This window comes from Azospirillaceae bacterium, assembly GCA_028283825.1.
GTDB lineage: Bacteria > Pseudomonadota > Alphaproteobacteria > Azospirillales > Azospirillaceae > Nitrospirillum.
Genome location: JAPWJW010000001.1, coordinates 1,022,970 through 1,046,885, shown reverse-complemented (window position 1 = coordinate 1,046,885; position 23,916 = coordinate 1,022,970). Strand labels below are relative to the sequence as shown.

At 67.3% G+C, this 23,916-nt stretch carries 21 protein-coding genes; 11 read left to right on the top strand and 10 right to left on the bottom strand.

Translation table 11 applies throughout. The features are described from left to right. Positions 1-30 precede the first annotated feature (30 nt). The 9 genes from PW843_04230 to PW843_04190 all read left to right on the top strand — a co-directional run bounded on the left by PW843_04230 (position 31) and on the right by PW843_04190 (position 10,584). Positions 31-834: a hypothetical protein gene (locus PW843_04230; GenBank protein ID MDE1145813.1), complete on the top strand. Its 804-nt coding sequence runs from the start codon at positions 31-33 to the stop codon at positions 832-834. Next, on the top strand, positions 827-2,008 hold the full coding sequence (locus tag PW843_04225) for a hypothetical protein (protein MDE1145812.1): 1,182 nt from the start codon (positions 827-829) through the stop codon (positions 2,006-2,008). Before PW843_04230 ends, PW843_04225 begins: the two co-directional genes overlap by 8 nt. Beyond that, positions 2,005-2,940 carry a glycosyltransferase family 2 protein gene (locus tag PW843_04220; protein MDE1145811.1) on the top strand — a complete coding sequence of 312 codons (936 nt, stop codon included), beginning with the start codon at positions 2,005-2,007 and terminating at the stop codon, positions 2,938-2,940. The genes PW843_04225 and PW843_04220 overlap by 4 nt, the downstream gene beginning before the upstream one ends. After that, the gene (locus PW843_04215) at positions 2,937-4,145 is read left to right on the top strand and encodes a hypothetical protein (GenBank protein ID MDE1145810.1); all 1,209 of its coding nucleotides are present in this window, start codon (positions 2,937-2,939) and stop codon (positions 4,143-4,145) included. The genes PW843_04220 and PW843_04215 overlap by 4 nt, the downstream gene beginning before the upstream one ends. Positions 4,146-4,168: 23 nt before the next feature. Next, positions 4,169-5,095, top strand: a complete 927-nt coding sequence (locus tag PW843_04210; GenBank protein ID MDE1145809.1) for a hypothetical protein — start codon at positions 4,169-4,171, stop codon at positions 5,093-5,095. A 26-nt stretch (positions 5,096-5,121) separates the two neighbouring features. After that, on the top strand, positions 5,122-5,979 hold the full coding sequence (locus PW843_04205) for a glycosyltransferase family A protein (protein ID MDE1145808.1): 858 nt from the start codon (positions 5,122-5,124) through the stop codon (positions 5,977-5,979). Positions 5,980-6,109: 130 nt separating this feature from the next. Continuing rightward, positions 6,110-9,385: a winged helix-turn-helix domain-containing protein gene (locus PW843_04200; protein ID MDE1145807.1), complete on the top strand. Its 3,276-nt coding sequence runs from the start codon at positions 6,110-6,112 to the stop codon at positions 9,383-9,385. Between the two features lie 13 nt (positions 9,386-9,398). Beyond that, positions 9,399-9,842, top strand: coding sequence for a hypothetical protein (locus PW843_04195; GenBank protein MDE1145806.1), 444 nt, complete (start codon positions 9,399-9,401; stop codon positions 9,840-9,842). 238 nt (positions 9,843-10,080) lie between these two features. Next, positions 10,081-10,584: a LuxR C-terminal-related transcriptional regulator gene (locus PW843_04190; protein MDE1145805.1), complete on the top strand. Its 504-nt coding sequence runs from the start codon at positions 10,081-10,083 to the stop codon at positions 10,582-10,584. 31 nt (positions 10,585-10,615) lie between these two features. On the opposite strand, the gene PW843_04185 is transcribed toward PW843_04190, so the two are convergent. From PW843_04185 to PW843_04165, 5 genes are all read right to left on the bottom strand, one after another. Then, positions 10,616-11,248, bottom strand: coding sequence for a hypothetical protein (locus PW843_04185; protein ID MDE1145804.1), 633 nt, complete (start codon positions 11,246-11,248; stop codon positions 10,616-10,618). After that, positions 11,241-11,804, bottom strand: a complete 564-nt coding sequence (locus PW843_04180; GenBank protein ID MDE1145803.1) for a sigma-70 family RNA polymerase sigma factor — start codon at positions 11,802-11,804, stop codon at positions 11,241-11,243. Before PW843_04180 ends, PW843_04185 begins: the two co-directional genes overlap by 8 nt. A gap of 162 nt (positions 11,805-11,966) precedes the next feature. Then, complete coding sequence (locus tag PW843_04175; protein MDE1145802.1) at positions 11,967-12,530, bottom strand: peroxiredoxin; 564 nt, start codon at positions 12,528-12,530, stop codon at positions 11,967-11,969. A gap of 212 nt (positions 12,531-12,742) precedes the next feature. Continuing rightward, on the bottom strand, positions 12,743-14,323 hold the full coding sequence (gene allB, locus PW843_04170; GenBank protein ID MDE1145801.1) for an allantoinase AllB: 1,581 nt from the start codon (positions 14,321-14,323) through the stop codon (positions 12,743-12,745). Further along, positions 14,301-15,092, bottom strand: a complete 792-nt coding sequence (locus PW843_04165) for an SDR family NAD(P)-dependent oxidoreductase (protein ID MDE1145800.1) — start codon at positions 15,090-15,092, stop codon at positions 14,301-14,303. Before PW843_04165 ends, allB begins: the two co-directional genes overlap by 23 nt. 173 nt (positions 15,093-15,265) lie before the next feature. Between PW843_04165 and PW843_04160 the strand changes: the two genes are divergently transcribed. Beyond that, entirely contained in the window at positions 15,266-16,240 is a 975-nt protein-coding gene (locus PW843_04160; protein ID MDE1145799.1) for a LysR family transcriptional regulator, read from the top strand. Positions 16,241-16,265: 25 nt separating this feature from the next. Here PW843_04160 and PW843_04155 read toward each other — a convergent pair whose 3' ends face one another. The 5 genes from PW843_04155 to PW843_04135 all read right to left on the bottom strand — a co-directional run bounded on the left by PW843_04155 (position 16,266) and on the right by PW843_04135 (position 22,777). Further along, on the bottom strand, positions 16,266-17,927 hold the full coding sequence (locus tag PW843_04155) for a hydantoinase B/oxoprolinase family protein (protein ID MDE1145798.1): 1,662 nt from the start codon (positions 17,925-17,927) through the stop codon (positions 16,266-16,268). Continuing rightward, the gene (locus PW843_04150; GenBank protein MDE1145797.1) at positions 17,924-20,035 is read right to left on the bottom strand and encodes a hydantoinase/oxoprolinase family protein; all 2,112 of its coding nucleotides are present in this window, start codon (positions 20,033-20,035) and stop codon (positions 17,924-17,926) included. The genes PW843_04155 and PW843_04150 overlap by 4 nt, the downstream gene beginning before the upstream one ends. After that, positions 20,019-21,026 (bottom strand): 2-oxoglutarate and iron-dependent oxygenase domain-containing protein, encoded by a 1,008-nt coding sequence (locus tag PW843_04145; GenBank protein MDE1145796.1) that lies wholly within the window; start codon positions 21,024-21,026, stop codon positions 20,019-20,021. The genes PW843_04150 and PW843_04145 overlap by 17 nt, the downstream gene beginning before the upstream one ends. 202 nt (positions 21,027-21,228) lie before the next feature. Next, positions 21,229-21,531 (bottom strand): 2Fe-2S iron-sulfur cluster-binding protein, encoded by a 303-nt coding sequence (locus PW843_04140; protein ID MDE1145795.1) that lies wholly within the window; start codon positions 21,529-21,531, stop codon positions 21,229-21,231. Positions 21,532-21,541: 10 nt separating this feature from the next. Further along, positions 21,542-22,777, bottom strand: a complete 1,236-nt coding sequence (locus PW843_04135) for an FAD-dependent oxidoreductase (protein MDE1145794.1) — start codon at positions 22,775-22,777, stop codon at positions 21,542-21,544. Between the two features lie 245 nt (positions 22,778-23,022). Here PW843_04135 and PW843_04130 point away from each other — a divergent pair, with 245 nt between their 5' ends. Next, positions 23,023-23,805, top strand: a complete 783-nt coding sequence (locus tag PW843_04130; protein MDE1145793.1) for an SDR family NAD(P)-dependent oxidoreductase — start codon at positions 23,023-23,025, stop codon at positions 23,803-23,805. The last annotated feature ends 111 nt before the right edge of the window (positions 23,806-23,916 follow it).

The following is a 23,916-nucleotide window of genomic DNA, read 5'->3' as shown; positions in this document are numbered from 1 at the left end:
TACAACACCTGTTTTTCGGGGGAATTTCATATGGAAACCTTGGCCGGCAACATCCTGCCCGTGCTGCGATCAATGCCCGACGGGCCGTTTCGGGGGCCGTTGCTGCAAGGCTTCGCGAACCATCCGGCGGAATTCGCGGTAATTGAAAACGGCTTTCGCAGCCTGACCTCGCGGGTGCAGGACGCGGAAACCCTGCGCCGGTTTTTCGCGAGCTGGGGCCAGACCAACAACAGCGCCATGACGGTGGCGGGCATCAGCAACCGGCTGACCCTGAAGCTGCATCGCGGCGAACCGGTGCTGGACGAACAGGCCCTGCTGCGGACCCTGGTTTCCCTGCACCGGATCATCGACGAAGACCTGGCGGTGACCCATAAGATCCTGCATTCCAAGATGTATTTCACCATGGCGACCGCCATCACCGGTGACGATGCCTGGCTGCGGACCGGCTATATCGACCGGACCGCGGCGGACTTCAAGACATGGAAGGACCACATGTCCCTGCGCGAACCCGATATCGCGCTTGGCCTGCTGACCACCTTGGCGCATGAGATCTACACCCATGGCGAGGTCGAGTTCATCCTGCCCCTGTTCAAGCAGTGGCTGATCGAACATTACCATTACACCGAGGACGACACCGCCCGCCCCCTGCGCTGGATCGCCGTGCACTGCGGCGGCACGGAGAAGAACCACTTCTTCCACGCGGTGAACGCCCTGGAGCATTACGCGCGGGCAGTCCAGGTCGATTGGGCGGCCTATGACCTGGCGGGCATCGTCGGCCAGTATCTGCAAAAGAAGGCCGCCGTCCTGCGGACGCTGTTCCCCAGCCATGACTGACGGCCGCCACCCCACCCTGGTCGAAGCCAGCGGCGCCATGGGGGCGGCACTTCCCATGGTGGGGGGGCTGCGCCATGGCGAGGTCTGTTCCGACCGCGCCGTCGTCCTCCCGGCCGCCTACCGCGACCAGATGCGCGCCCTGACCGGCCTGATCGACACGGCCCTGAGGGCGGTGGTGCAGCGGTATTTCATCGACGCCCGCATCCGGGCCATCTACGCCCTGTCGCCGGACCTGGAACGCATCCTGGGAATGGCGGCGGCCCGGCCCTATCACGTGGGCTGGTACCGGCCGGATTTCATCCTGGACCGGGACGGCACGGCACGCATCTGCGAAATCGGCGCGCGCTATCCCCTGAACGGCTGGATGGTTAGCCGCGCCTGGTCGCAGGGCCAGGCGGATTTCTGGGACGATCTGTGCGCGCCCTACCGGCCCGGCGACACCGTGGCCCTGGTGCACGGCCAGGAACCCAGCGGCGAGGTCGACTGCCTGGCAGAGCACCTGACGCGCACCGGCGTCGGCTTCGTCGCCGTGCGGCCCCGGGACCTGACGGTGCGTGACGGGGGCCTGTACGCCGCCCCGCACGCCCAAGGACGGCCGCTGGACCATCTGATCCTGCAACTGGACCGGGATGAGTTGCCGCTGATGGCGCCCGAGGTCATGGCCCACCTGGCCACCCGCGCGGATTACTTCAACGACGTGCGCACCCTGATCCTGGTGCATGACAAGCGCGTGCTGGCGGTGCTGTCGGATGAGGCCATCATGCGCGACGCCATGCCGGCGGCACTTTACGCGCAATTGCGGCCGCACCTTATCCCGTCGCTTTGCGCCCGCTCGGCCGTGGAGGCGGAGCGGCTGTTGCTGCGCGATGGCGATTGGATCGCCAAGCCCAACAGCGGCGGGCGGGGCATCGGCTCACTGGTGCGCTCCTTATGCAGTGCCGCCGATTGGGCGCAGCGGGTGCGGCGCGACTGGCCGCACCTGATGTTCCAGCCCTACCTGGAACAGCTGGATTTCATGGATTCCGACTTCGCCCGGCCCATCCACATGGTGGGCATGCTGCTGTGCCGCGATGCCGTCTGCTACGGCAACGGCGTCTTTCGCGGATCGGACGAGGCGGTGATCAACCTGCATCAGCAGCGGGGCAAACTCTATCGGTGCACGGTGGCATCATGAGCCTGTCGGTCGTCATCCCCCTGTACAACCGGCAGGATTATATCGGGGAGGCCCTGGCCTCGCTGGCGCGCCAGACGCACCTGCCGTTCGAGGTCATCGTGGTGGACGACGCCTCCACCGACGACAGCGCGGCACGGGCCGAGGCCGGCCTGCTGCGCCTGGCCCAGGCGGGTGTCGCCCGCACCGACCTGCTGCGCCTGCCCGTCAACGGCGGCCCCAGCGCCGCGCGCAATCGCGGGCTGAAGCGGGCCGGCGGCACGGTGCTGGCCTTCCTGGATGCCGACGACCGCTGGCGTGAGGATAGTTGCAGCGAAATCCTGCGCTGCATGCACGCCCACACCCTGGATCTGCTGGTCCTGGGGTTCGAGACCGCGCCCGACGGGGAATATTTCCCCGACATGGCCGCCCTGGGGGCCGAGGCCGTGCCGCTGGACGGGGCGCTGCACCACCTGCCGCGTGTGACGGCCACCGCCAGCCACCCGGACTTTTTCATGGGGCGGGCCAGCAACGTGGCCGCCCGCCGCAGCGCCATCGGTGAGGAATGCTTCGCCGAAGGCCGCCATGTGAATGAGAACATCGATTTCTGGTACCGCGTCGCCAAGCGCGTCGTCAGACGCGCGGGCGCCCCGGCCATGGCCCCGGTGGGCCTGCTGGCCGAACCGCTGATCCGCTACCGCATCCTGCCCGACAGCCTGTCGCACCGGCGCTGCGGCGACTGGCGGCAATTGCAGGTCCCGCCCAGCCTGGAGCGGTTCCGCCACAGCTTTGATGCCGACGACCGTCGCCTGTGCCACACCCTGGGCCGGCGCTGGCTGGCCTATGCGCTGGAAAGCCTGCCCGACGATGCCCAGCGTGACGCGTTCCGCGCCGCCCACGGCACCCTGCTGGCGCATTTCGACATCGACCTGCCCTTGCTGGGGAGGGCGGCATGAGCCCGGACGCAGGCTGGATCGCCGGCGAGAGCCATGAAAGCGCCGCCCCCGTGGCCCGCCAGATGGCACAGGCGTTCCAGGTCGCACGCAACCATCCCTTCTGGCGCACCTTCTATCGCGGCTACGACCATTGGCAGGACGCGCCGGTGTGCCAGAAGGCCGACCTTCTGGCGGCCCTGGACGGCTTCTCCCCCGCCGGGGAGGCGCGCGGGGTGTACCTGGTGCGCTCCGGCGGCAGCACCAGCGGCCCGCTGATCTTCCCGGTGGACATCGCCGAGAACCACGCCCAGCGGCAGGCGCTGGCCGAGCATCTGCTGGCCCGGGGGGTGTTCGCACCCAGCTCGGTGGTGCTGAACCTGTTCGCCTACACCGGCCTCTACCGCACCGCCGCCATCATCGATGATTTGCTGGAGCGATGCTACGCCACCACCCTGCCGATGAGCGCGCAGTCGCCCTACAGCGACATGCGCGCGGCGGCGGACCTGTTCCAGCCCACCCACCTGGCGGGCACGCCGTCCATCCTGACGCTGTTCGCCAACTGGTGCGAGGAATCGGGCCAGGCCCCGCCCCAGTTCCAGAACCTGCTGTACGCCGGCGAACTGATGCGCGATTCCGTGCGCGAACGCCTGTGCCGCACCTTCGGCATCCGGCAGATCTGGTCGATGTACGGGGCGGCGGAAACCGGCATCTGGGGGGTGTGCGACGCCAGCGCCACACCGGGCCTGTTCACCGTGCTGCCACGGGTGCTGGTGGAAATCCATGAGCCCGACGCGGACGGCTTCGGCGAAATCGTGGTGACCAACACCTGGCGCGAGCGCTTCCCCCTGTTCCGCTACAGCCAGGGCGACTTCGGCCGCGTCGTGACACGAGATGGCGAACGGCTGCTGGAGGTCCGGGGCCGCCGGCCACGTTCCTTCCGGTTCTATGAGATCACCCACGACGACAGCGGTTTCGCCGCCGTGGCCGAGGGGTGCACCGCCTGGCAGGCGGTGCTGGATTTTGGGCCGGACGGCTGCGACCGGCTGGGCCTGCATGTGGTCTGCGACGGCGCGACGGACTTGGGATGCATGGCGGAGCGCCTGCGCCGGCACATGAAGCAGGACCCGGGCAGCGGCACGACCCATGTGCGGGCGGTCACCCTGGCCGACCTGCGCCTCGACCCCACCACGGCCAAGACGGCGACCCTGGTCGACCTGCGCCGATGACCGTCCGATAAAGGCAGATCCGTATGGAAAAGCTGGGCAATCTTCTGGTCTATGAGTGGAACGCGTGGCGCGGCTATCTGATCAGCCACCTGGTGTCCGCGCATTGCGCCGCGCAGTGGGAGGACGGGTGGGACGTGCTGGACGCGGCCTGCGGGCCCAGCATCAACACGGTGCTGTTCCACAATTGCCTGTCGCACGCCGCCCTGTTCCCCCGCCGGCGTCCCGAACTGGAACGGCAACTGGCACGGCGGGGCATCCGGGTGCTGAACGCCGGCCTGGCGGACATGCGCAAGCGCACCCTGCACACCATGCTGGAACGCGCCGGCCTGCGCTGCGCCCGGGCCGATCGCCAGGGGCCGGACGACCAGTTCCTGTTCGTGAAGACCGACCTGAACTATGGCGGCAAGGCGGAACGCGCGCTGCCGCCCGACCTGCAGCCGCTGTTCTCATTGCAGGTCGATTGCCCCATCCGCGGCTGGGACGACTATCGCCTGATGCGGCGGGATGAGATCGCACCCGCCTGGTGGGACCATCCGGGCCTGGTGATCGAGAATTTCATCGCCCATGACGACACGCTGTACCGCATCTACGGCTGTGGTGACGCGCTGGTCTGCATCCGGGCCCATAGCCCGGACCTGATCAAGAAAGAGGATGAGCGGCCGGAGGACCGATGGGTCTGCATCGACCGCCGCCGGCTGGACACGCTGACCGACGACCATGGCGGTTTCCCCCGCGATTTGTGGCGGCAGCTGGCCGGGTTCATCGGCCGGTATCCCTTCGATTATTTCTGCCTGGACGTCATCCACGACGGCACCCGGCACACCATCATCGACCTGAACCTGACGCCCTTTTACGGCCAGAACCCGCCCCGAGCCCCTTGGTTCGCCTTCCTGCGGCGCGGCCTGCGCGACCTGACGACCCAGGCCGAACTGGCGACCTGCGCGCACTGACCGCCCATCCAGATGAGGGGACAGCCTTGAAGACCCTATCCGTCCTGATCGCCGCCTTTGACGCGCGCCGCTGGCTGGGCGATTGCCTGGACGCCGTGTTCGCGCAGTCCCTGCCGCCGGGGTGGCGCCTGCAGGTGCTGCTGGGCATCGATGGCTGCGCCGATACGCTGGACTATGTCGGAACGGCGCCGTACGCGGACCTGCGGGTGGTGTACCTGCCGCGCAACCGCGGCACGTACGTCACCTTCAACACCCTGATGCGGTTCGCCGAGGGCGAGGTGATCGCCCGCTTCGACGCGGATGACGTCATGCTGGACGGCTATCTGCGCCGCCACATCGAGGCGCTGGAGGCCGGCGCCGACCTCAGCATGTCATGGAGCGTGTACACGGATGAGGCCCTGCGGCCGACATCCATCGTGCCGGCCCTGCCCGACTACCGCCCCGAGAAGGGCCACCGCCGCAAGGGCACGGACGGCCAGTTCGTCGCCCGGCGGCACATCTGGGATCGGCTGGGCGCCTTCCGCGCCTGGCCCTGCGGCGCCGATACCGAATTCGTCATCCGGGCGCAGGCGGCGGGCTTCGCCACCACCGTCCTGGAAGAGTTCCTCTATCTGCGCCGCACCCACGGCGCGTCGCTGACCACCCATCCCCGGACGAACTACGAATCAGACATGCGGATGCGGCTACAGGATTTGACCATCCAGTACCGGGAGGACTACGCCGCCGGCACGCGGCCGGTGATGGTCGAGGCCGAGGTCGAAGCGTCCGCCGTCTTGGCCCACCCGGCCGCATTCTCGGGCGTCTGTGCGGCGTTCCAGGCCGGGAGGACCACCCGGACAAGTGCGGAGCGGGACCCGGTTTCAGCGCCCGCTTACGCCTTTTGAATAGTTTTGTCGCGGAGGTTGTGGCATGCGGTTATATATGCGCCCCGGTAGGGGGCGTGGCCGTGGCCGCAGTCACACGGTTGAGACAGGTACCGGGAAAACCGTTTTTGCCGAAGCCAGAGGATGGCCCGTGAAGGTTAAGCGCTTTCAATTCGGTGATTGGCAGGTGGACGCGCAGGCATGTGCCGTGTGGCGCGAGGATGAGGCTGCCCAGATCCCGGTTGAGCCGCGCGCCCTGGACGTGCTGATGGCGCTGTGCATGAACGCCGGCAAGATATTGAGCGCCGACGACCTGCTGCACCTGTGCTGGGACGGCATCGCCGTCGGCGAGAACCAGGTGCACAAGGCCATCACCCAGCTGCGCAAAGCCCTAGGCGACAGCGCCACCGAACCCCGCTACATCGAGAACATTCGCAAGCGCGGCTACCGCACCGTAGCGCCGGTGATCATGGCGACGCACCGCGACGCCGACCTGGCGCCGGAAACCTGGGCGCGGGAATCGCCTTACGTCGGCCTGGCGTCGTTCGAAGCCACCCATTCGTCCGTCTTCTTCGGGCGCGACGTCGCCGTCACCCGCCTGCGCGACCTGCTGGCCAGCCAGGCCAATGGCGGGCGCGCCTTCGTCCTCATCCTGGGCGCCAGCGGCAGCGGCAAGACCTCCCTGGTCCAGGCGGGCCTGCTGCCCGCCCTGATGCGCGACGGCGCCACGCCCCGGATCACAGGGGCCACAATCCTGGACCTGGGCGGCATCGGCGCCGTGCCCTTGCCCACCGCCCTGGGCGGCGCCTTGCTGGATTTGGACCGGGACGGCGAACCCCTCTACGCCGGGCAAAGTGCCGAGCATCTGGGCCAGAGCCTGATCGAAGAGGGCCAGGCCCCCCGGGACGGAACCCGGCCGACCGACGCGCCGGAAACCGCCGGCGACCGCTTCATCCTGTTCATCGACCGGCTGGAGGCGCTGTTCAGCGCCGCCTTCGCCAGCGGCCTGCAACGGCGGCAGTTCCTGACGGCGCTGGACCGCCTGGCGCGGGGCGGCCAGGTCATGGTCATCGCCGCCTGCCGCAACGACTTCTATCCCGACCTGGCCAAAGAGCCGCTGCTGATGGAAGGCAAGGCGGCCGGCGGCCATTTCGACCTGCTGCCCCCCAGCCGGGCGGAGATCGGCCAGATGATCCGCCTGCCGGCGGAGATCGCCGGCCTCAGCTTCGGCGGCGACCCGGACGGCAATGAGCGCCTGGACGATCTGCTGTGCGACGCCGCCGCCGACAGCCCGGACGCCCTGCCCCTGTTGCAGTACACCTTGCAGCAGCTCTACCTGCTGCGCAGCCCGACGCGGGAGCTGACCCTGGCGGCCTATCGCGGCCTGGGCGGTATCGAGGGCGCGATCGGCCGCCGGGCGGAGGCCACGCTGGCCACCTTGCCCGCCGCCGCCCAGGCCGCCTTGCCCCGCATCTTCTCCCTGATGGTGGCCGTCAGCGCCGCCGACGACACGGTGCGCGGCCTGCGCGCCGCCTGGTCGAACCTGGCGACGGAGGATGAGCGCACCCTGGTGCGCGCCCTGGTGGACGAACGGCTGTTCGTCAGCCAGGTGTCGGAAACCCAGGCCGTGTTCGGCGTGGCGCATGAGGCCCTGCTGCGGCAATGGCCCCGGGCCGTGACCTGGATCGCCGAACACCGCCAGGCCCTGCGCGCCCGCAGCCAGCTGGAAGGGCTGGCGCAACAGTGGCTGAACGAGGGCCGCCGCGCCGACCGCCTGTTGCGCCGGGGCAAGCCGCTGGAAGAGGCGCGCGACCTGGTCAGCCGCGCCACCGTGCCCGTCAGCGCCGAGGTCAAGGCCCTGGTCACCGCCTCCACCCGCCAGGCCAAGCGGGCAGACCGCCTGCGCCTGGGCGCGATGGTCAGCTTCGCCGCCATCGCCCTGGTGGCCGCCTTCCTGGGCCTGCGCGCCAGCCGGGCGGAAGCGGTGGCCGCCCAGCGCCTGCAAGGGGCGGAAGAACTGGTCGACTACATGCTGGGCGACCTGGCCGAAAAGCTGCAACCCCTGGGCCGCCTGGACGTGCTGGACGGCGTGGCGCAGAAGGCCCTGGGCTATCTTACCGTAGACGACCCGGGACGCATCCCAAGTGAGGCTCGCCTGCGCCAAGCCAAAGCGCTGCAGACTTTGGCCGATGTCAATCGCTCACGCGGCAACGTGGATATTGCCCTTAAGGCGTTGGGCCAAGCAGAAAGCTTATTGCAAGCCAACTTAGCGGAAAGGGCTCATGATGGCGAGACCTTGAAGACTGCGGGGTCAATCGCCTTTTGGTATGGCCAAATCGCATTGGACCAAGGGCGACTTGATGAAACGATGCGTCGTTTCACGCAATATCGGGATTTTGCCCAACGCCGAATGAGCCTTGAGCCAAACGAGCCAAATGCCTGGATTGAGCTTTCCTACGCACTGAGCAGCCTTGGCACTGCGCATTTGCGCGAAGGCGAAGACGACATGGCAACGGATAATCTCAACGACTCCATTGCCTTGAAACGACGAGCAATAATGGCTCATCCCGATAATATCTCGCTGTCAGCCGACTTGGCGAACAGCCTCTCCTTATTGGCAGAAGCGCAGTCTGAACGAGGGCAATTGGAAGCAGCAACCGACCTTTATGATGAACAACGCGAAGTCCTGGACGAGGTGCACCGCCGACAGCCAGACGCAGCGGTCTGGTTATTTCGTTTGGCGGCCGCCGGTCGATTGAAAAGTTCCCTTCTGGAAGCCCAAGGCAAGACAGCACCCGCCATTGTAAGCCTAGGCCAAGCTATGGCGCAAATTGACGATTGTTTGCATAGAGAACCTGAGAACCGACGCTGGCAAATCACTCGAACAGAAATCCGTCTTCTAAAAGCGCGAGCGGACTTAGCTGGTGGCAACTTTGAAAGCGCCTTACCAGATATAATTAATATAGAGACAACTGTTGATCAGATGCTTCGCGTCAACCCGGCAGATGATCAATTACAGCGCCAAAAAGCCGAAGCTCTCATGCTGCACGGCACCATCTTAACATCAACGAAAGAATTAAATTCTGCCATCCAGAAAATAGAAGAAGCAGCCAACATTGTTCGAGGATCGTATGAGCGAGATCACAAAGACAAACTAAGAACAATTCTATTTTCCAATATATTACTCGCAAGCTCTAATATATTTCTTACACGCGGAGAAAATACAGAAGCAAAGAAAGTCTGCCAGAACGTAGTTGATGCACTCAAGACAATGGCTTTATTAAGTAAAGATTTTCGCATTCTTGATCCTTGGGTCCGTGCCAATCGATGCAGCGGGAACCAAGCGATGGCCGAGGCTGGAAGCCGGATCCTGAGTACCATGGGATATCGGGGCACTGAGTATCTTCAATCTACAACCACACCCTAAGGAGTGACTAATAATGACATCAAGAGGCGATTGTCCGGATGGAAGGATTTACTTTACCGTTCGCATCATAAAAGATCCAAAGAGCAAGAGCCGGAAGAATCCAAAATACATATGGTACTATAATCACATACATTCTAAGTCATTTTCGATCGGCGCCACGTCTGGTATTGGACATATGACGTTCGAACTAGATGAAGAAACGTCAAAGAAATTTAAATTTGAATATCCAACTATTACCTATTACACGAATAGTCAGGGAGAAGATTATACGGACCTAATGCCCCCTCCAGACGTTACAACAACCACTATTACAATTTACAATACGCAACAAAACAGGAACTTCACTGCAGTTGGAGAAGTTCTTTTCAATGCTATTCCAATAGACATGCTCGGCAACGCTATTGGCGATATGATTTCCTCGGATCCAGAGGTTATTAACACCGGCGGCATTGTGTAACCGAATTCGGTCAAAGTTACCGAACAGATGCGATGAGTAGCGGCCCGGGCTTTCTAAAGCCTCGGGCCGTTTTCCTTCCAGACAAGTCGGAAGCTACCGCAAATCATTCCTTATATATATCAATAAGTTACACGTCAGAAGAATAACAGAAGGAAGAATTCTTCCGCTTGCTGGCAGGGTGTGTGGGCCGTTGGCGCCAGGCGCCGCGGTGACCACAACCGCCCATGAGCCAGCCGCCATGACACCCTCCATCGCCACGCCCTTCACCCCCCGGGAACGCGAAGTCCTGGACCTGACCGGACAGGGCCTCAGCAGTTCGCAGATCGCCGCCGCCCTGGGCGCGTCGGAGCTGACCATCCGCAAGCACCGCTCCAACATCATGCGCAAGGCGGGTCTGGCCTCCACCGCGCAGTTGATCGCCTATGCCAGTGGTGTCGCCCGGCAGGCCAGGCAGACGCCGCCGCCGCTGGCCTGGGATGCCCTGGGCCCGCGTGAGGCGGAGGTGGTGCGCTACGTCGCCGCCGGCCTGACCAGCAAGGAAATCGCCCGGCTGATCGACATCAGCCCCCGCACCGTGCAGAAGCACCGCGAACGGGCCAGTGAGAAGCTGGGCGTGCATACGCTTCAGGAAATCATCATCCGGGGCCAACCCGCCGCCGCCCCCTCCGGCGCGGACCGGCCCGCCCCCGCCCGGGGACGCACCGAGGTGGCGCACTGGGGCCGCGTGCCCGGACTCTGCTGAGGCGCCTGGAAGGCGAACCCAAGCCAGGCGCTCAGCGCACCGCCACCCAGCGGCGGCCGCCCGCCACCGTGATCGCGATGATCGTGGCGCCGGCGGCCAGATGCGCCAGGAAATCCCACAGATGCCCCCGCACCGGGTGGCACAGGGCCAGCAAGGCCGCCGTCATGAAGGCGATGCCCAGGCCGGCGGCGGCCAGGCAGCGGTCGGGGTAGAGCGTACGCGTACGCCGCAGGCTGGCGACGTACAGGACGATCATCGGCAGGCTGGCCACCACCATGAACACGTAACAGTAACTTCGGGCACCGATCACTCCCATCGGGCTGGGCAACATCGCCACGTTGCCCAGGCTGGTCGCCAGCCAGGCGGCGATGACGGGGGCCACCCACTTGCCGGCCACGGCCCGGCGCCCGGCGATGCTCCATTCGAACGCCGTCAGGATGGCCAGCCCGCCGGCGGCCAGCGCCAGGGCCAGTTGCAGTGCGGCCCAGCCCCCGCCGGGCCGTGACCAATCCGTCGCCACCCGGTGGAGGGCCAGGGTGGCGAGGGCGCCGCACGGCAGGGCCGCCGCCATCCAGGCGGCGGTGCGCAGCCCGGCGGGAAGCGGCCGTCTGACCGGCCGGGCGGCCCGGCTGAGCCGGTCGATCAGCGCGTCGTGGTCAGCCATGGTCATCGATCCCGAATTGGCGCAGCCGGGTGACGGCGCGGTGCAGCAGCGCCTTGACGGCGGATACGGACAGGCGGCTGGCGCCGGCGGCATCAACCAGGCTCATCTCCCGCAAATGGACAAGTTCGACGATCTGGCGCTGCCGGGCCGGCAGGCGGCCAAGGAAGCCATCCAGTTCCCGCCGTGCCCCCCCCCCCTCCACCCGCGCGAAGGCGCCGGCGTCGACCGCCGCCAGCAGCGCGCCCTCGTCCTGGACCTCTCGCCGGCGGTGCCGTCCGCGCCGGCGCAGGGCATCGACGGCGCGGGCCGACACGATCGCCGCCACCCAGGGCAGGATCGGCCGGGCCGGGTCATAGGTGTGGCGCACGGCATGGATGGTCATCAGCGCGTCCTGCACGACATCGTCCACCAGGCCGTCATCGCCGACCTTCCGCCGGGCCAGCGACTGGATGAGGGGCAGCATCGCCTTCAGCAGCCGCCCATAGGCCGCCTGGTCGCCCGCCTGCGCGCGCGCCATCAGGGCCGGCCACTCGGCACGCGGCGGGGCGGCGCTCACGGGTGTGCGGTGCTCACGGATGTCGGCCCCGGAAATGGAGAGGACGATGGGGGCGGCGCCCCCTTGCCCCGACAGCTTATACGCCCGCCCGCCCGCCCGCGACGTTCACGACAATCGGCGTTCCTGGCGGCCGCCCCAGAGCGCCGCCAGGAACAGGAAGGCCTACTTGCCCGCCTTGGCGTAGGCCTTGACGGCCTCCATCGCCTTCTCGATGTGCGCGTCGGGGTTCTTGTCGGTGTAGCTCAGCAGGATCTTGCCGTCGGGCGCGATCACATAGGACGTCCGGTCGGAGATGACGCGGCCGTCGGCCTGGATGGTGTTCTGGTATTCGATGGCGACCTTGGCGTCGGGGTCGGCCGCGACCGCGAACTTGTCCCGGCATTCCACGCTGGAGAACTCGGCCACGCGGTCGACATTGCCGGCGGTGACGCCGATGACGGTGGCGCCCAGCTTCTTGAAATCGTCCGTCGCCTCGGCGAAGTCATGCGCCTCGATCGTGCAGCCCTTGGTGAAGGCCGCCGGGAAGAAATACAGCACGACCGGCCCCTGCGCCAACGCCTGGCGCAGCGAGAAGGTCAGCGGCTTGCCCCCCAGGGCGCCCTGCAGCTGGAAGTCGGGTGCCGTGGCGCCCTGCGGCAGCGCGGCTGCGGCGATGGAAGCACCCCCCGCCACGACCACGGCCGCCGCGATGGCGAGGATCGTGCGCGCACCCTTGAAGACTTTCATGAATCAGCTCCGTCGATTGAAGGCATTCCGTCAGGCCCCCTTGCGATGGCCCTGATCATTGGTTCGCCGCGACGGCCCCGCAGGTTGCGCGCAAAAACGCGCGGGGGTGCGAATATTTTGTTGAATGGCCTATTCCGGCCGGTGCCGGCCCCAGGGCGGCCGGACCGGCACAGGACAGGGAAAGAACGTTGGGGGCTATCAGGCGGAACCCATCACCCCCGCTTCTTCAGGATGGCCGCCGTTGTGGTGTGGACATTGCGGGGCGTGGGTGTGGGCATCTGCTGGATGCGGCGCACGTTGCGGCCGTGGCCCTTGGCCTCCGTCACCAGGGCGCCGTCGCGCATCACGAAGCGGCCGCGCACCAGGGTGTGCAGCGGCGCGCCCTTGGTGGCGGTGCCCTGGAACGGCGTGCTGGAGCCCTTGGACTTCAGCCTGGCGGAGTCCACCTGGGTTTCGCGTTCCATGTCGATCACCACCAGGTCGGCGTCCGACCCCGGCAACAGGGCGCCCTTGCGCGGATACAGGCCAAAGGCCTTGGCCGGGGCCAGCGAGGTCATGCGCACATAATCGGTCAGCGACAGGCGGCCGGCCGATACCTGGGTCAGCATCAGGGGCATCTGCGTCTGCACGCCGGTGAAGCCGCAATCCGTCGTCCAGATGTCGTCCTTGTGCTTTTCCTCATGGGAATGCGGGGCGTGGTCGGTGGCGATCATGTCGATGGTGCCGTCGCGCACGGCGGTCCACAGCTGGTCCTGGTGCGTCTTCTCCCGCACCGGCGGGTTCACGCGGATCAGCGACTTCTTCTCGGTATAGGCGCGTTCATCCAGCAGCAGGTAGTGCGGGCAGGTCTCCGCCGTGATGTCCACGCCGCGCGCCTTGGCTTCCCGCAGGGGGCGCAACTCGTCACCGGACGACACATGCAGGATGTGGATGCGGGCGCCAGTCCATTCCGCCAGGATGGCGGCGCGCGCCACCGCCTCCGTCGCCACCACCGGCGGACGGGCGTCCAAGTGGGCCAGGGGGTCGCAGCGGCCGGCCTCACGCAGCTTCTTGGACCGGCGCGCCATGATGGAGGCGTTCTCGGCATGCAGGGCGATGCGGTAGCCGTGCTTGGCCACGATCTCGAACCCTTCCAGGATGGCGCCGGTGGGCGGCGACGGCAAGTTGCCGAAGGTGTTGCCCATGAAGCACTTGAAGCCGGCCACGCCGCCCTCGATCAGGGCCTCAAGCTCGGTCAGGTTTTCCTCGCCCAGCAGGCCGTAGATGCCGAAATCGACATAGGCCTGCTCGGCGGACTTCAGCTTGAGGTTCAGCGCCGCCACCGTGCCGGTGGGCGGGTTGGTGTTGGGCATCTCAAACACGGTGGTGACCCCGCCCATGGCGGCGCTGGCCGTGCCCGTTTCCCACGTTTCCTTGTGGGTGTAGCCGGGGTCGCGGAAATGCACATGGGCGTCGATGGCGCCGGGCAGGATGTACTTGCCGGTGGCGTCCACCACCTCGGCCGCCGGCGGCATGGCGTCGGCCGAGCCGATGGCCAGGATGGCGCCGTCCTTGATGGCGATGGAGGCCTGGACCATGGCGCTGTCGGTGACCAGCGTGGCGCCGTTGATGACGATGTCTGCCTTCATGATGCTTTTCCCAGGGGTGGTGACCAGCGACGTTTGCCCTTGCCGCCGTAGGACGCGACCGCGTCCGCCGGAACGAGCACCGCAGGGCGCAGTGAGGAAGCCAAGGCGGCGGACGCCGCCGCCCGGCGATTGAGGGGACCTATCAAAGCGCGGCCCAGCCGCCATCGACCGGCAGGTCGACGCCCGTGATCTGCTTGGACACGTCGGACGCCAGGAACAGGCAGGCCGCCGCCACGTCGCGCGCCGTGCTGATGCGGCGCAGGGCGTATTCGGCCGCATGCTCGGCGATCACCTCCTCCTCCGTCAGGCCGCGGGCCTTGGCCACGGCGGGCATCACCTTGGTGCGGAAGCGCGGGCCGTCCACCATGCCGGGGGCGACGATGTTGACGTTGATGTTGTGCGGCCCGGCCTCGATGGCGGTGGACTTGGTGATGCCGCGCAGGCCCCATTTGGAGGCGGAATAGGCCATGCGACCGGCACGCCCGCGCAGGCCAAAGGTACCGCCGACGTTGACGATCTTGCCATAGCGCCGCGCGACCATGCCGGGAAGGACGGCACGCATCATGTGGAAGCACCCGGCCATGTTCAGGCGGATGATCTCATCGAAGGCTTCCGGGCTGGTTTCCCAGGCCGTGGCGCCCACCGGCCCCGTGCCACCCGCGACGTTGACCAGGACGTCCACGTGACCGAAATGGGCCACCGTTGCCGCGACGGCATCGTCGCATTGCGGGGCGTCCATGACATCGCACGAAAGCACCAGCGACCGGACGCCCAGCCCGTCCACCGTGGCAGACACTTCCGCCAAAGCGGCCATGTCTCTACCTAAAATCGCAATATCAGCACCCTCTTCGGCAAAGGAAGAACAAATCTCCGGCCCCATACCTTTGCCGGCACCCGTGATTAGAATCTTCTTTCCCTTGAGAGACAGATCCATTTTATTCCTCTGTATTGCCGAAAGCAGGCATGGATATTTGCGCGTTTTTGGTTCAGTCTGGGCATATGGTTCAGAATTCAACATTCCCGTACCTATTGACATAAAAGATATGCCGTTGCCGCAGTTGTGCTAAAGCTGGGGTAGGGCGTAGCCAAAAATGGAACAGGACCGCCATGGCACTGCGGAATCAAAGGATTTGGCTCTACATCAATGAAGTCGCGCGCGTCGGATCGGTGCGCCAGGCGGCGGAGCGGTTGAACGTCACCCCCTCGGCCCTGCTGCGGCGCATCCAGGACGTGGAACACGATCTGGGCGCCCCGGTGTTCGAGCGGCACTCCTCCGGCGTCCGCCTGACGGCGGCGGGTGAGGTGCTGATCCGCTGGATCCGCTCGCAATCGGCCGAACTGCGCCGCGTCTATTCGGAGATCGAGGAACTGGCCGGCCTGCAGCGCGGCGAAATCCGGCTGGCGTGCAGCCAGGCGGTGGCGCGCGGCTTCGTGCTGCGCCAGGTGGCGGCCTTCCGCAAGAAGCACCCCAACGTCCGCTTCAAGATCACGGTCACCGACCATTCCACGGCCATGCGCCAGCTGACCGCGTTCGAAATCGACCTGGTGCTGATCTTCCGGCCGCTGCGGCATCCGGAGTTGCACCCCATCATGTCGATCGGCCAGGGGCTGGTCGCCATCATGAATGCCAACCACCCGCTGGCCGCCAAGGACGTGGTCCGCCTGCGCGAGTGCGCGGAGTATGAGACCGCCATGCCGGAATCATCGTTCGGCGGACGCGAGATCATCGAAAGCCGGCTGGCCGCCAGTTCCGCCAAGCTGTCGATCGGGGTGGAATCCAACAGCTTCGACCTGCTGGGCGACCTGGTCGCGGTGTCCGACCTGATCGCCTTCCAGATCGATATCGGTGCCGACCTGTGGCGCAACGATCCGCGCTACGCCGTCCGCCGCATCAGCGACCTGGACCGCACCTATGGCCCCATGGTGCTGGGCCAGTTGAAGGGCCGCCCCCTGCCCCTGGCCGCCGCCAAGTTCGCCGAGCAGATGGCCCGGGAACTCAACGACTGCCGGTCGCTGCCCACCCTGGGCGACTACTCACCGGAAGATGACACGGTGCCCTACACCGACCAGGCGGGGGCATGACGCGTGGAACCAACGGCGGCACGGGTCAGACGCCCGTGCCGCCGTTGTAGTCCCGGGCGGCGGCCTCAGCCGAGACGAAGCCTTCCTCCACGTCGCGCGCCACCAGGGCGGCCGCGCGGGCGGTGGGGGCGCCCAGGCCGGCGCCGCCGGGGATGTCCAGCACCAGCCTGTCGCCGGCGGGGATTTGCTGTAGGCCCTTGGCCTGCATGCCCTTACCCGACGCCAGCCGCACCACGCCGTGCGACCCGTCGCCGCCACCGTCGCGGCCCGCCGCCGGGTGGTCCACCCGTTCAAACATGGCCAGCACCTCGAACGCGCTGTCGTCACGCATGGCGACCTCCACCCGCTGGCCCAGGCCGCCGCGCCGCTCGCCGATGCCGCCGCTGTCGGTCAGCAGTTCCTTGCGCCAGATGACGATGGGGGCGCTGTTCTCGGTGATTTCCACCGGCATGGCGCGCACACCGCTGGGGAAGGCGGTGCCGGACAGGCCGTCCTGGCACGGCCGGGCGCCCGACCCGCCGCTGTTGAAGAAGATGGCGTCGAAGCTGTCGCCCCCCTGGGCATCGCCTGCCGGGTGGCGACCGCGCAGCTGTACGCTCCACAGGCAGGAACTGCCCTCCGCCGGCACCCGATCCGGAATGGCCTGGGAGAGGCAGCCGAACACCACGTCGGGCAGCATCTGGCCGATGACGTGGCGGGCGGCCACCGGCCAGGGCCGCTGGACGTTCAGGATGCTGCCCTCCGGCGCCACCACCTCAAACGGCAGCAGGGCGCCATAGTTGTTCGGCACCTCCGGCGAGATGACGCAGCGCAGGCCGAAGATGGTGTAGGCGCGGCAGTAGTTGAGCACGACGTTGATGCCGCGCGGCACGCAGGCGTCGGTACCCTCATAATCGACCAGGATGCGGTCGGCCTCGATGGTCAGCCGGGCGCGCAGGGTGATGGGGTGGTCGTAACCGTCGATCACCAGTTCGCTGGTCCAACTGCCCCGGGGCAGCTTGGCGATCTCCGCCCGGGTGGCCGCCAGCGACTGGGCGACGATGTAGTCGGCGACGCCGCCCAGGTCCGCCAGCCGGAATTCCACCAGCATGGCGCTGAGCCGGCGGGACGCCGCCTCATTGCTGGAGATGTAGGACAGCACGTCGCCCCGCACCTGCAGGGGCATGCGCACGTTCAGGCACAGGATGGCCAGCAGATCCTGGTTCAGCACGCCCCGGCTGGCCAGCTTCATCAGGGGGATCTGCAAGCCTTCCTCAAAGATGGAGCGGCCGTCCGGCCCCTGCCCCAGGCCGCCGATGTCCACCTGGTGACAGCAGACGCCAAACAGCCCGACGATGCGCCCCTGGTGGAAGGCCGGCGACAGTACCGTCACGTCATGCAGGTGGCCGGCGGTCAGCCAGGGGTCGTTGGTGATGAAGTGGTCCCCCTCCGCCATGGTGGCGACGGGGAACCTGTCCAGGAAATGGCGCACGCCGGCGGCCATGGAATTGACGTGGCCCGGCGTGCCGGTCACGGCCTCCGCGATCAGCCGCCCGTCCAGGTCGAATAGGGCGGCCGACAGGTCGCCGGCGTCGCGCACCGTGGTGGAAAAGGCGGTGCGCATCAAGGTCTGGGCCTGTTCCTCGACGATGGAGATCAGCCGGGTCCAGATCACCTGGGTGCGCAGTTCGTTCAACGCCGCCGTCATGGCGATACCTCTTCATCGCGCCGGGTCAGGACCAGATAGCCGTTGGCGTCCATCCAGGCGTCAAAACGGGGCGAGACGACCGTGGTGGTCTCGCGTTCGGTGATCAGGGCGGGGCCCTGGACCCGGTCGCCCGGGCGCAGGGCCTCACGCCGCACCAGGGCGAAGGGCAGCGCCACGCCGCTGTCGGGGTCGATCACCGCCCGCCGCTCCGTGACCTCCACATCGCGCGTGGCGGTCACGGCCACGGTGTCGTGCGGTTTCCACGCGGGGGAGCCGACGGTGACCCGCCAGGTCAGCATCTCGATGGGCAGGTCCAGGGTGACGCCGCCATATTGGGTGCGGTAAGCCGTCTCGAACGCGGCGCGCAGCAGGGCGGCGTCCCCACTCTCCAAAGGCCGGGCCGGGATTTCGAACGGGATCTCGTAGCCCTGGCCCTTGTAGCGGGCCAGGCAGGTGCGCCGTTCCACCTGGGCCACACCGGGGGCGCCGGCCTCCACCAGGGCGCGGGCCTCCGCCGTCATGCCGTCCAGCAGGGTGTTCAGCCGGTCGAAGTCCACCGCGTCCAGCAGCATGGTCAGGCTGCGCGCCATCTCATACGACACCGGCGCCCGCAGGAAGCCGATGGCGGACCCCACCCCGGCGCCGGACGGGATGATGACCTCACGGATGCCCAGCTTTTCGGCGAAGCGGGCGGCGTGCAGGGGCGCGGCACCGCCGAAGGCGATCAGGGTGCGGTCGTCCAGGGTCATGCCCTGCTCCACCGCGTGGACGCGGGCCGCACTGGCCATGGTCTCATCCACGATCTCGCTGACACCGATGGCCAGGGTCTCCGCCTTGCCATCCCAGATGCCAAGGCCCGCCAGGGCGGTGGCGGACGCGGCGGCGTCCAGCGTGACCTTGCCGCCGGCGAAGCGCGACGGGTCGATGCGGCCCAGGGTGATGTCGGCATCCGTCACCGTCGGCCGGGTGCCGCCCCGGCCGTAGGCGGCCGGCCCGGGTTCGGAGCCCGCGCTGTGCGGCCCCACCGCCAAACGGCCGGCATTGTCGACCGCGGCGATGGAGCCGCCGCCGGCGCCGATCTCCACCATCTCCACCACCGGGATGCGCAGGGGCAGGCCGCTGCCCTTGCGGAAGCGATGGGCGCGGCCGACCTCGAACACTTGCGAGGTCTGCGGCGTGCCGTCATTGATCAAGCAGATCTTGGCGGTGGTGCCACCCACGTCCAGGGCCACCACCTGGGCGACACCCCGTTCGGCGGCGACGGAGGCCGCGAAGATGGCGCCGCCCGCCGGCCCGCTTTCCACCAGCCGCACCGGATAGCGCGCGGCGGCGTCCACGGTGGTGAGGCCGCCCGACGACAGCATCAAATACAGCGGGCAGCCGATGCCCATGACCTTCAGCTTTTCATCCAGGCGACGCAGATAGGCGTCCACCAGCGGCTGGACATAGGCGTTCGCGACCGTGGTCGAGAACCGCTCATACTCCCGCATCTCGGGCGAGACCTCGGACGACAGCGACAGGCTGACGCCCGGCATCTCCTCCCTCAGGATCTCCGCCGCCCGCCGCTCATGCCGGTCGTTGGCGTAGCTGTGCAGGAAGGCGATGGCGACGCTGCGGATGCCCTGGGCGCGCCACTGGGCGGCGGTGGCGCGCACCGCCCCCTCGTCCAGCGGCACCAGCACCTGGCCCCGGGCGTCCAGGCGCTCCGCCACGCCGACGCGCAAGCGGCGGGGCACCAGCGGCTCCGGCCGTTCCATGCCGATGTCGTACTGGTCGAAGCGGCTTTCGCTGCCCAGCGCCAGCACGTCGCGGAAACCCTCGGTGGTCAGCAGGGCGGTGGCAACGCCGCGCCGTTCGATCAGGGCGTTGGTCGCCAGCGTGGTGCCGTGCACCACCAGCGATACGTCACGCGGCACCACGCCGGCCTCATCCAGCAGCAGCCGGACGCCGTCCAGCAATGCCCGTTCCGGCGCGTCATAGGTGGTCAGCAGCTTGGTGGAATGCCGGCGGCCCCCCACCTCCAGCACGATGTCGGTGAAGGTGCCGCCGATGTCGGCGCCGATGCGGGCCCCGGGACGGGTGGAGGGGCGCTCAGTTGTAGATGTCATGGGGATTCTTGGAGAGCGTGGAATAGAAACGGGCCAGATGGTCGGCGACGCGGACGGGGGCGTATTTCGGCGCGCCGGCCACCAGTTCCGGCAGCGGCGCCACCACCACGTCGCGGTCGGGATTGGCGAAATAAGGCACGGAGAAGCGCCGCGCCCCGCCCCGGTTGCGGACGCGGTGATAGTTGGACAGGAAGCGGCCGTTGGACCACCACATCATCATGTCGCCGACATTGATGGTGAAGGCGCCATGCACCGGCGGGGCCTGGATCCACACGCCGTCGCGGCGTTTCACCTCCAGCCCGCCCACGCCCTGCTGCGCCAGCACGGTGAATGGCCCCTCATCCGTGTGGGCCACCATGTTGGACACCTCATCCTGCGCGTCCATCGGCAACTTGGGATAATAGTTCAGGCTCAGTTGCGAGGCCGGCTGGTGGAAACAATCGTCGAACCGGTCCTCCGCCACGCCCAGACCCAGGGCGAAAGCGCGCAGCAGTTCGCGCGAGAAGGACAGCATGGCGGCCAGGTAGGCGTCGGCCGCGTTCTTGAAGGCCGGCATGCCCTGGGGCCAGCGGTTCAGCTTGTCGAAGATGTCGGCGTGCTGCATGTCACGCGGGTCGGCCGGCCATTCATGCTGCAGGCGGTATTGTTCGAACATGCGGGTATTGCGTGACAGGGGCTGCGCCTCCGGCGCCGGGATCCAGCCCCGGTACCATTCCGGCGTGGCCATGGCGCCACGGCGGTCCGCCTTGTCCAGCGAGAAGAAGGCGTCGGCCTGGCCGAAGATGGCGTCGATGGTCGCCTGCGGCACGCCATGGCCCGACAGGTAGAAGAAGCCGATCTCCTCGCACGCATGGGCGATCTGGGCGGCGACATCGCGGCGCGCCTGGGCATCGCCCGTCAGGAAGGGCGCGAAGTCGATCAAGGGTACTTCATCCAGGGAAATGGCGCTGGCGGCGGCGATGTCGTCCGCGCTTCGTTCGCTTCTGCTCATTCCAATCTCCGTGACTTTTTGTCTGCCAACCCTGTCCAGCCACATCACGTCCCGAAGGCAGGTGACCGGTTCCCCATGATGATTACGGCAACACCAAAGGCCTAAGCGGTGCTTTTTCCGGACAACGCCGTGGCCGAATGTTCACTGTATCCGCACCACCATCCCGCCAGGGTTGTCGTGGGTGGTGACGCTACAGCGCGGCTTAATCCTCCGGCGGGATCGCCACCCGCAGGCCGTCATGATCGGCGCTCAAGATGATCTGGCAGGACAGCCGGGAATTGTCGCGGCGGTGGGCGGCCCCGGCCAACAAATCGTCCTCGTCCTCCAACGGCGGCGACGCCGGCTCCACATAGACGTGGCAGGTGGCGCAGGAACAGCAGCCGCCGCACATGGCCAGCACCTCATCGAAGCCATGGTCGCGCAGGCCCTCCATCAGGGTGGCGCCCACTTCCATGTCGACGGCGCGGCCGGTGCCGTCCCGGGTGACAACGGTGATGATCGGCATGCTTTTATCCTTAATGAGATGATCGGGCCGCCAGGTCCTTCAGCGGCACGGTGGTGTCGGCGACCAGGGCGGGATCGCCGTGCCAACCCGCCTCCACCAAGGCACGGCCCTGGGTGTAGTCGCGGGTGGCGTTGACGCAATCCAGCGCCACCACCCGGCCGGCGCGGAAATAGACGATGGCGAAGGACCGCGCCGCCGGGTCGCCCCGCAGGACGGCGGCGTCATGGCCAGCCGACAGGCCCACCGTCTGAAGCCTGAGGTCATACTGGTTGGACCAGAACCACGGCACAGCCCGATAAGGCTCCGCCGCCCCGGTCAGGGCCTTGGCCACGGTGACCGCCATGTCGGTGGCGTTCTGCACGGACTCCAGGCGGATATGCCGGCCCCCGGCGTAAGCGTTGGGGTGCAGGGCGCAGTCGCCGATGGCGTGGATGTCGGGCAGCGAGGTGCGGCCATGGGCATCGACCATCACCCCATCACCACCCATCGCGCCCGCGGCCAGCAGCGGTGCCACCGCCGGCACCAGGCCGATGCCCACCACCACCATCTGCGCCGGGATCAATTCACCATCGGCCAGGCGCACCCCAGTGACCGACCGGCCGTCGCCAATGAAACCATCGACCCGGGCGCCCAGGCGCATGTCCACGCCCTGGGCCCGGTGTTCGCCCTCATAGAAGCGGGACAGCGTTTCCCCGGCCACGCGGGCCAATACACGATCCTGCTGTTCCAGCAGCACGACGCGTTTGCCGGCGGCGCGCAGCACGGCCGCCGCCTCCAGCCCGACATAACCGCCGCCGATCACCACCGCCTGCTCCACCGCCGGCAGTTCGGCCCGCATGGCGTCGGCATCGGCGCGGGTGCGCACGGTGTGGATGCCGGCTAGGCCACCACCAGCGCAGTCCAGCCGCCGGGCATGGCCGCCGGCCGCCCAGATCAACTGGCCGTAGCCGACGACGGCGCCGTCGCCCGTGGTCACGGCATGGGCGACCGGGTCCACCACCACCACCCGCCGGCCGCGCAGCAGGGTGATGTCGCGCGTCTCCCAGAAGGCGGGCGGGCGGATCAGGATGCGCTCGAACGGCTTGGCGCCGGACAAATAGTCCTTGGACAGGGGTGGCCGCTCATAGGGCAAATCCGGCTCATCCCCGATGATGGCGATGCTGCCGGTGTAGCCGCGTTGGCGCAGGGTGATGGCCGCCTGGGCGCCGCCGTGGCCCGAGCCGACGATCAAAATGTCGTAATGCATGTCGCCCCCATGGCGCGGCCGGACGTCGCGGGCGGATGGCGCCCGCGCCGCGTCGGCTCATTCAAAATCTCTCGCGTGGCGCCCCTCCGGTGGCCCCGAAGGACGGCGCTGTTGATGATTACGGCAACGCAAGGGGCCCAAGCGGTGCTTTTTTCTACCGCCGCCGTGGCCAAATGATCACTTTCGGCAGGCCCGCATGCGCTTTAGTGATCATCTCAAGGAAACAGGGCAGTCGGGTCGGACGCATGGAACGGGCTTTAACGGGCAAGGTCGCTTTGGTCACCGGGGGAACCCGGGGATTGGGCCTGACGCTGGCGCGCACCCTGGTGGGGGCCGGCTGCGCCGTCGCCGTCATTGGCCGCGATCCGCAGGCGGGCGCCGCAGCGGTCGAAACTTTGCAAGCCCTCGGCGGCACGGCCCGCGCCATCAGCGCCGACGTGACGGATGAGGCGGCCATGCGCGCCGCCGCCGCTGAAGCCGAGGCCCATCTCGGCCCGCTGGACATCACCCTCTGCGCCGCCGGCGTCAGTTCCCCCAAGGCGCCCCTCTGGCAGATGGGGGCCGAGACCTACCGCCATTGCTTCGACACCAACGTGCTGGGCGTGATCAACGGCATGACGGCCACCCTGCCCGGCATGGTGGCGCGCGGCGGCGGCCGGGTGATCGTCATCGGCGGCACCTACGGCCACAAGGGCGTGGCGGGCTTTTCCGTCTACGCGTCCTCCAAATGGGCGTTGCGCGGCTTGGTGCGGTCCGCCGCCCTGGACGCCGCCCCGCACGGCGTCACCGTCAACATGATCTCCCCCGGCGGGGTGGATGGCGAGCGCCTGCGCCGCCTGTTCCGCCAATCGGCCGAAGCGAATGGCGAGCCGGAGGACGCGCCACTGAAGCGCTTCACCACCGGCACGGCCCTGGGCCGGCTGGTGAGCGAGGACGATGTCGCCGCGGCCATGCTGCATTTGCTGGGCCCGGGCGGCCGTATGATGACGGGCCAGGACATCGTGGTCGATGCCGGCATGGTGATTTAGCAGGGACAAGAGGCGAAGCCTCATGCCCCCGTAGGACGCGACCGCGTCCGCCGGAGATTTCCGGGGAGCCGAAGGCGAACCTGGAAATCGAGGAAGCCCAAGCCGGCGGAT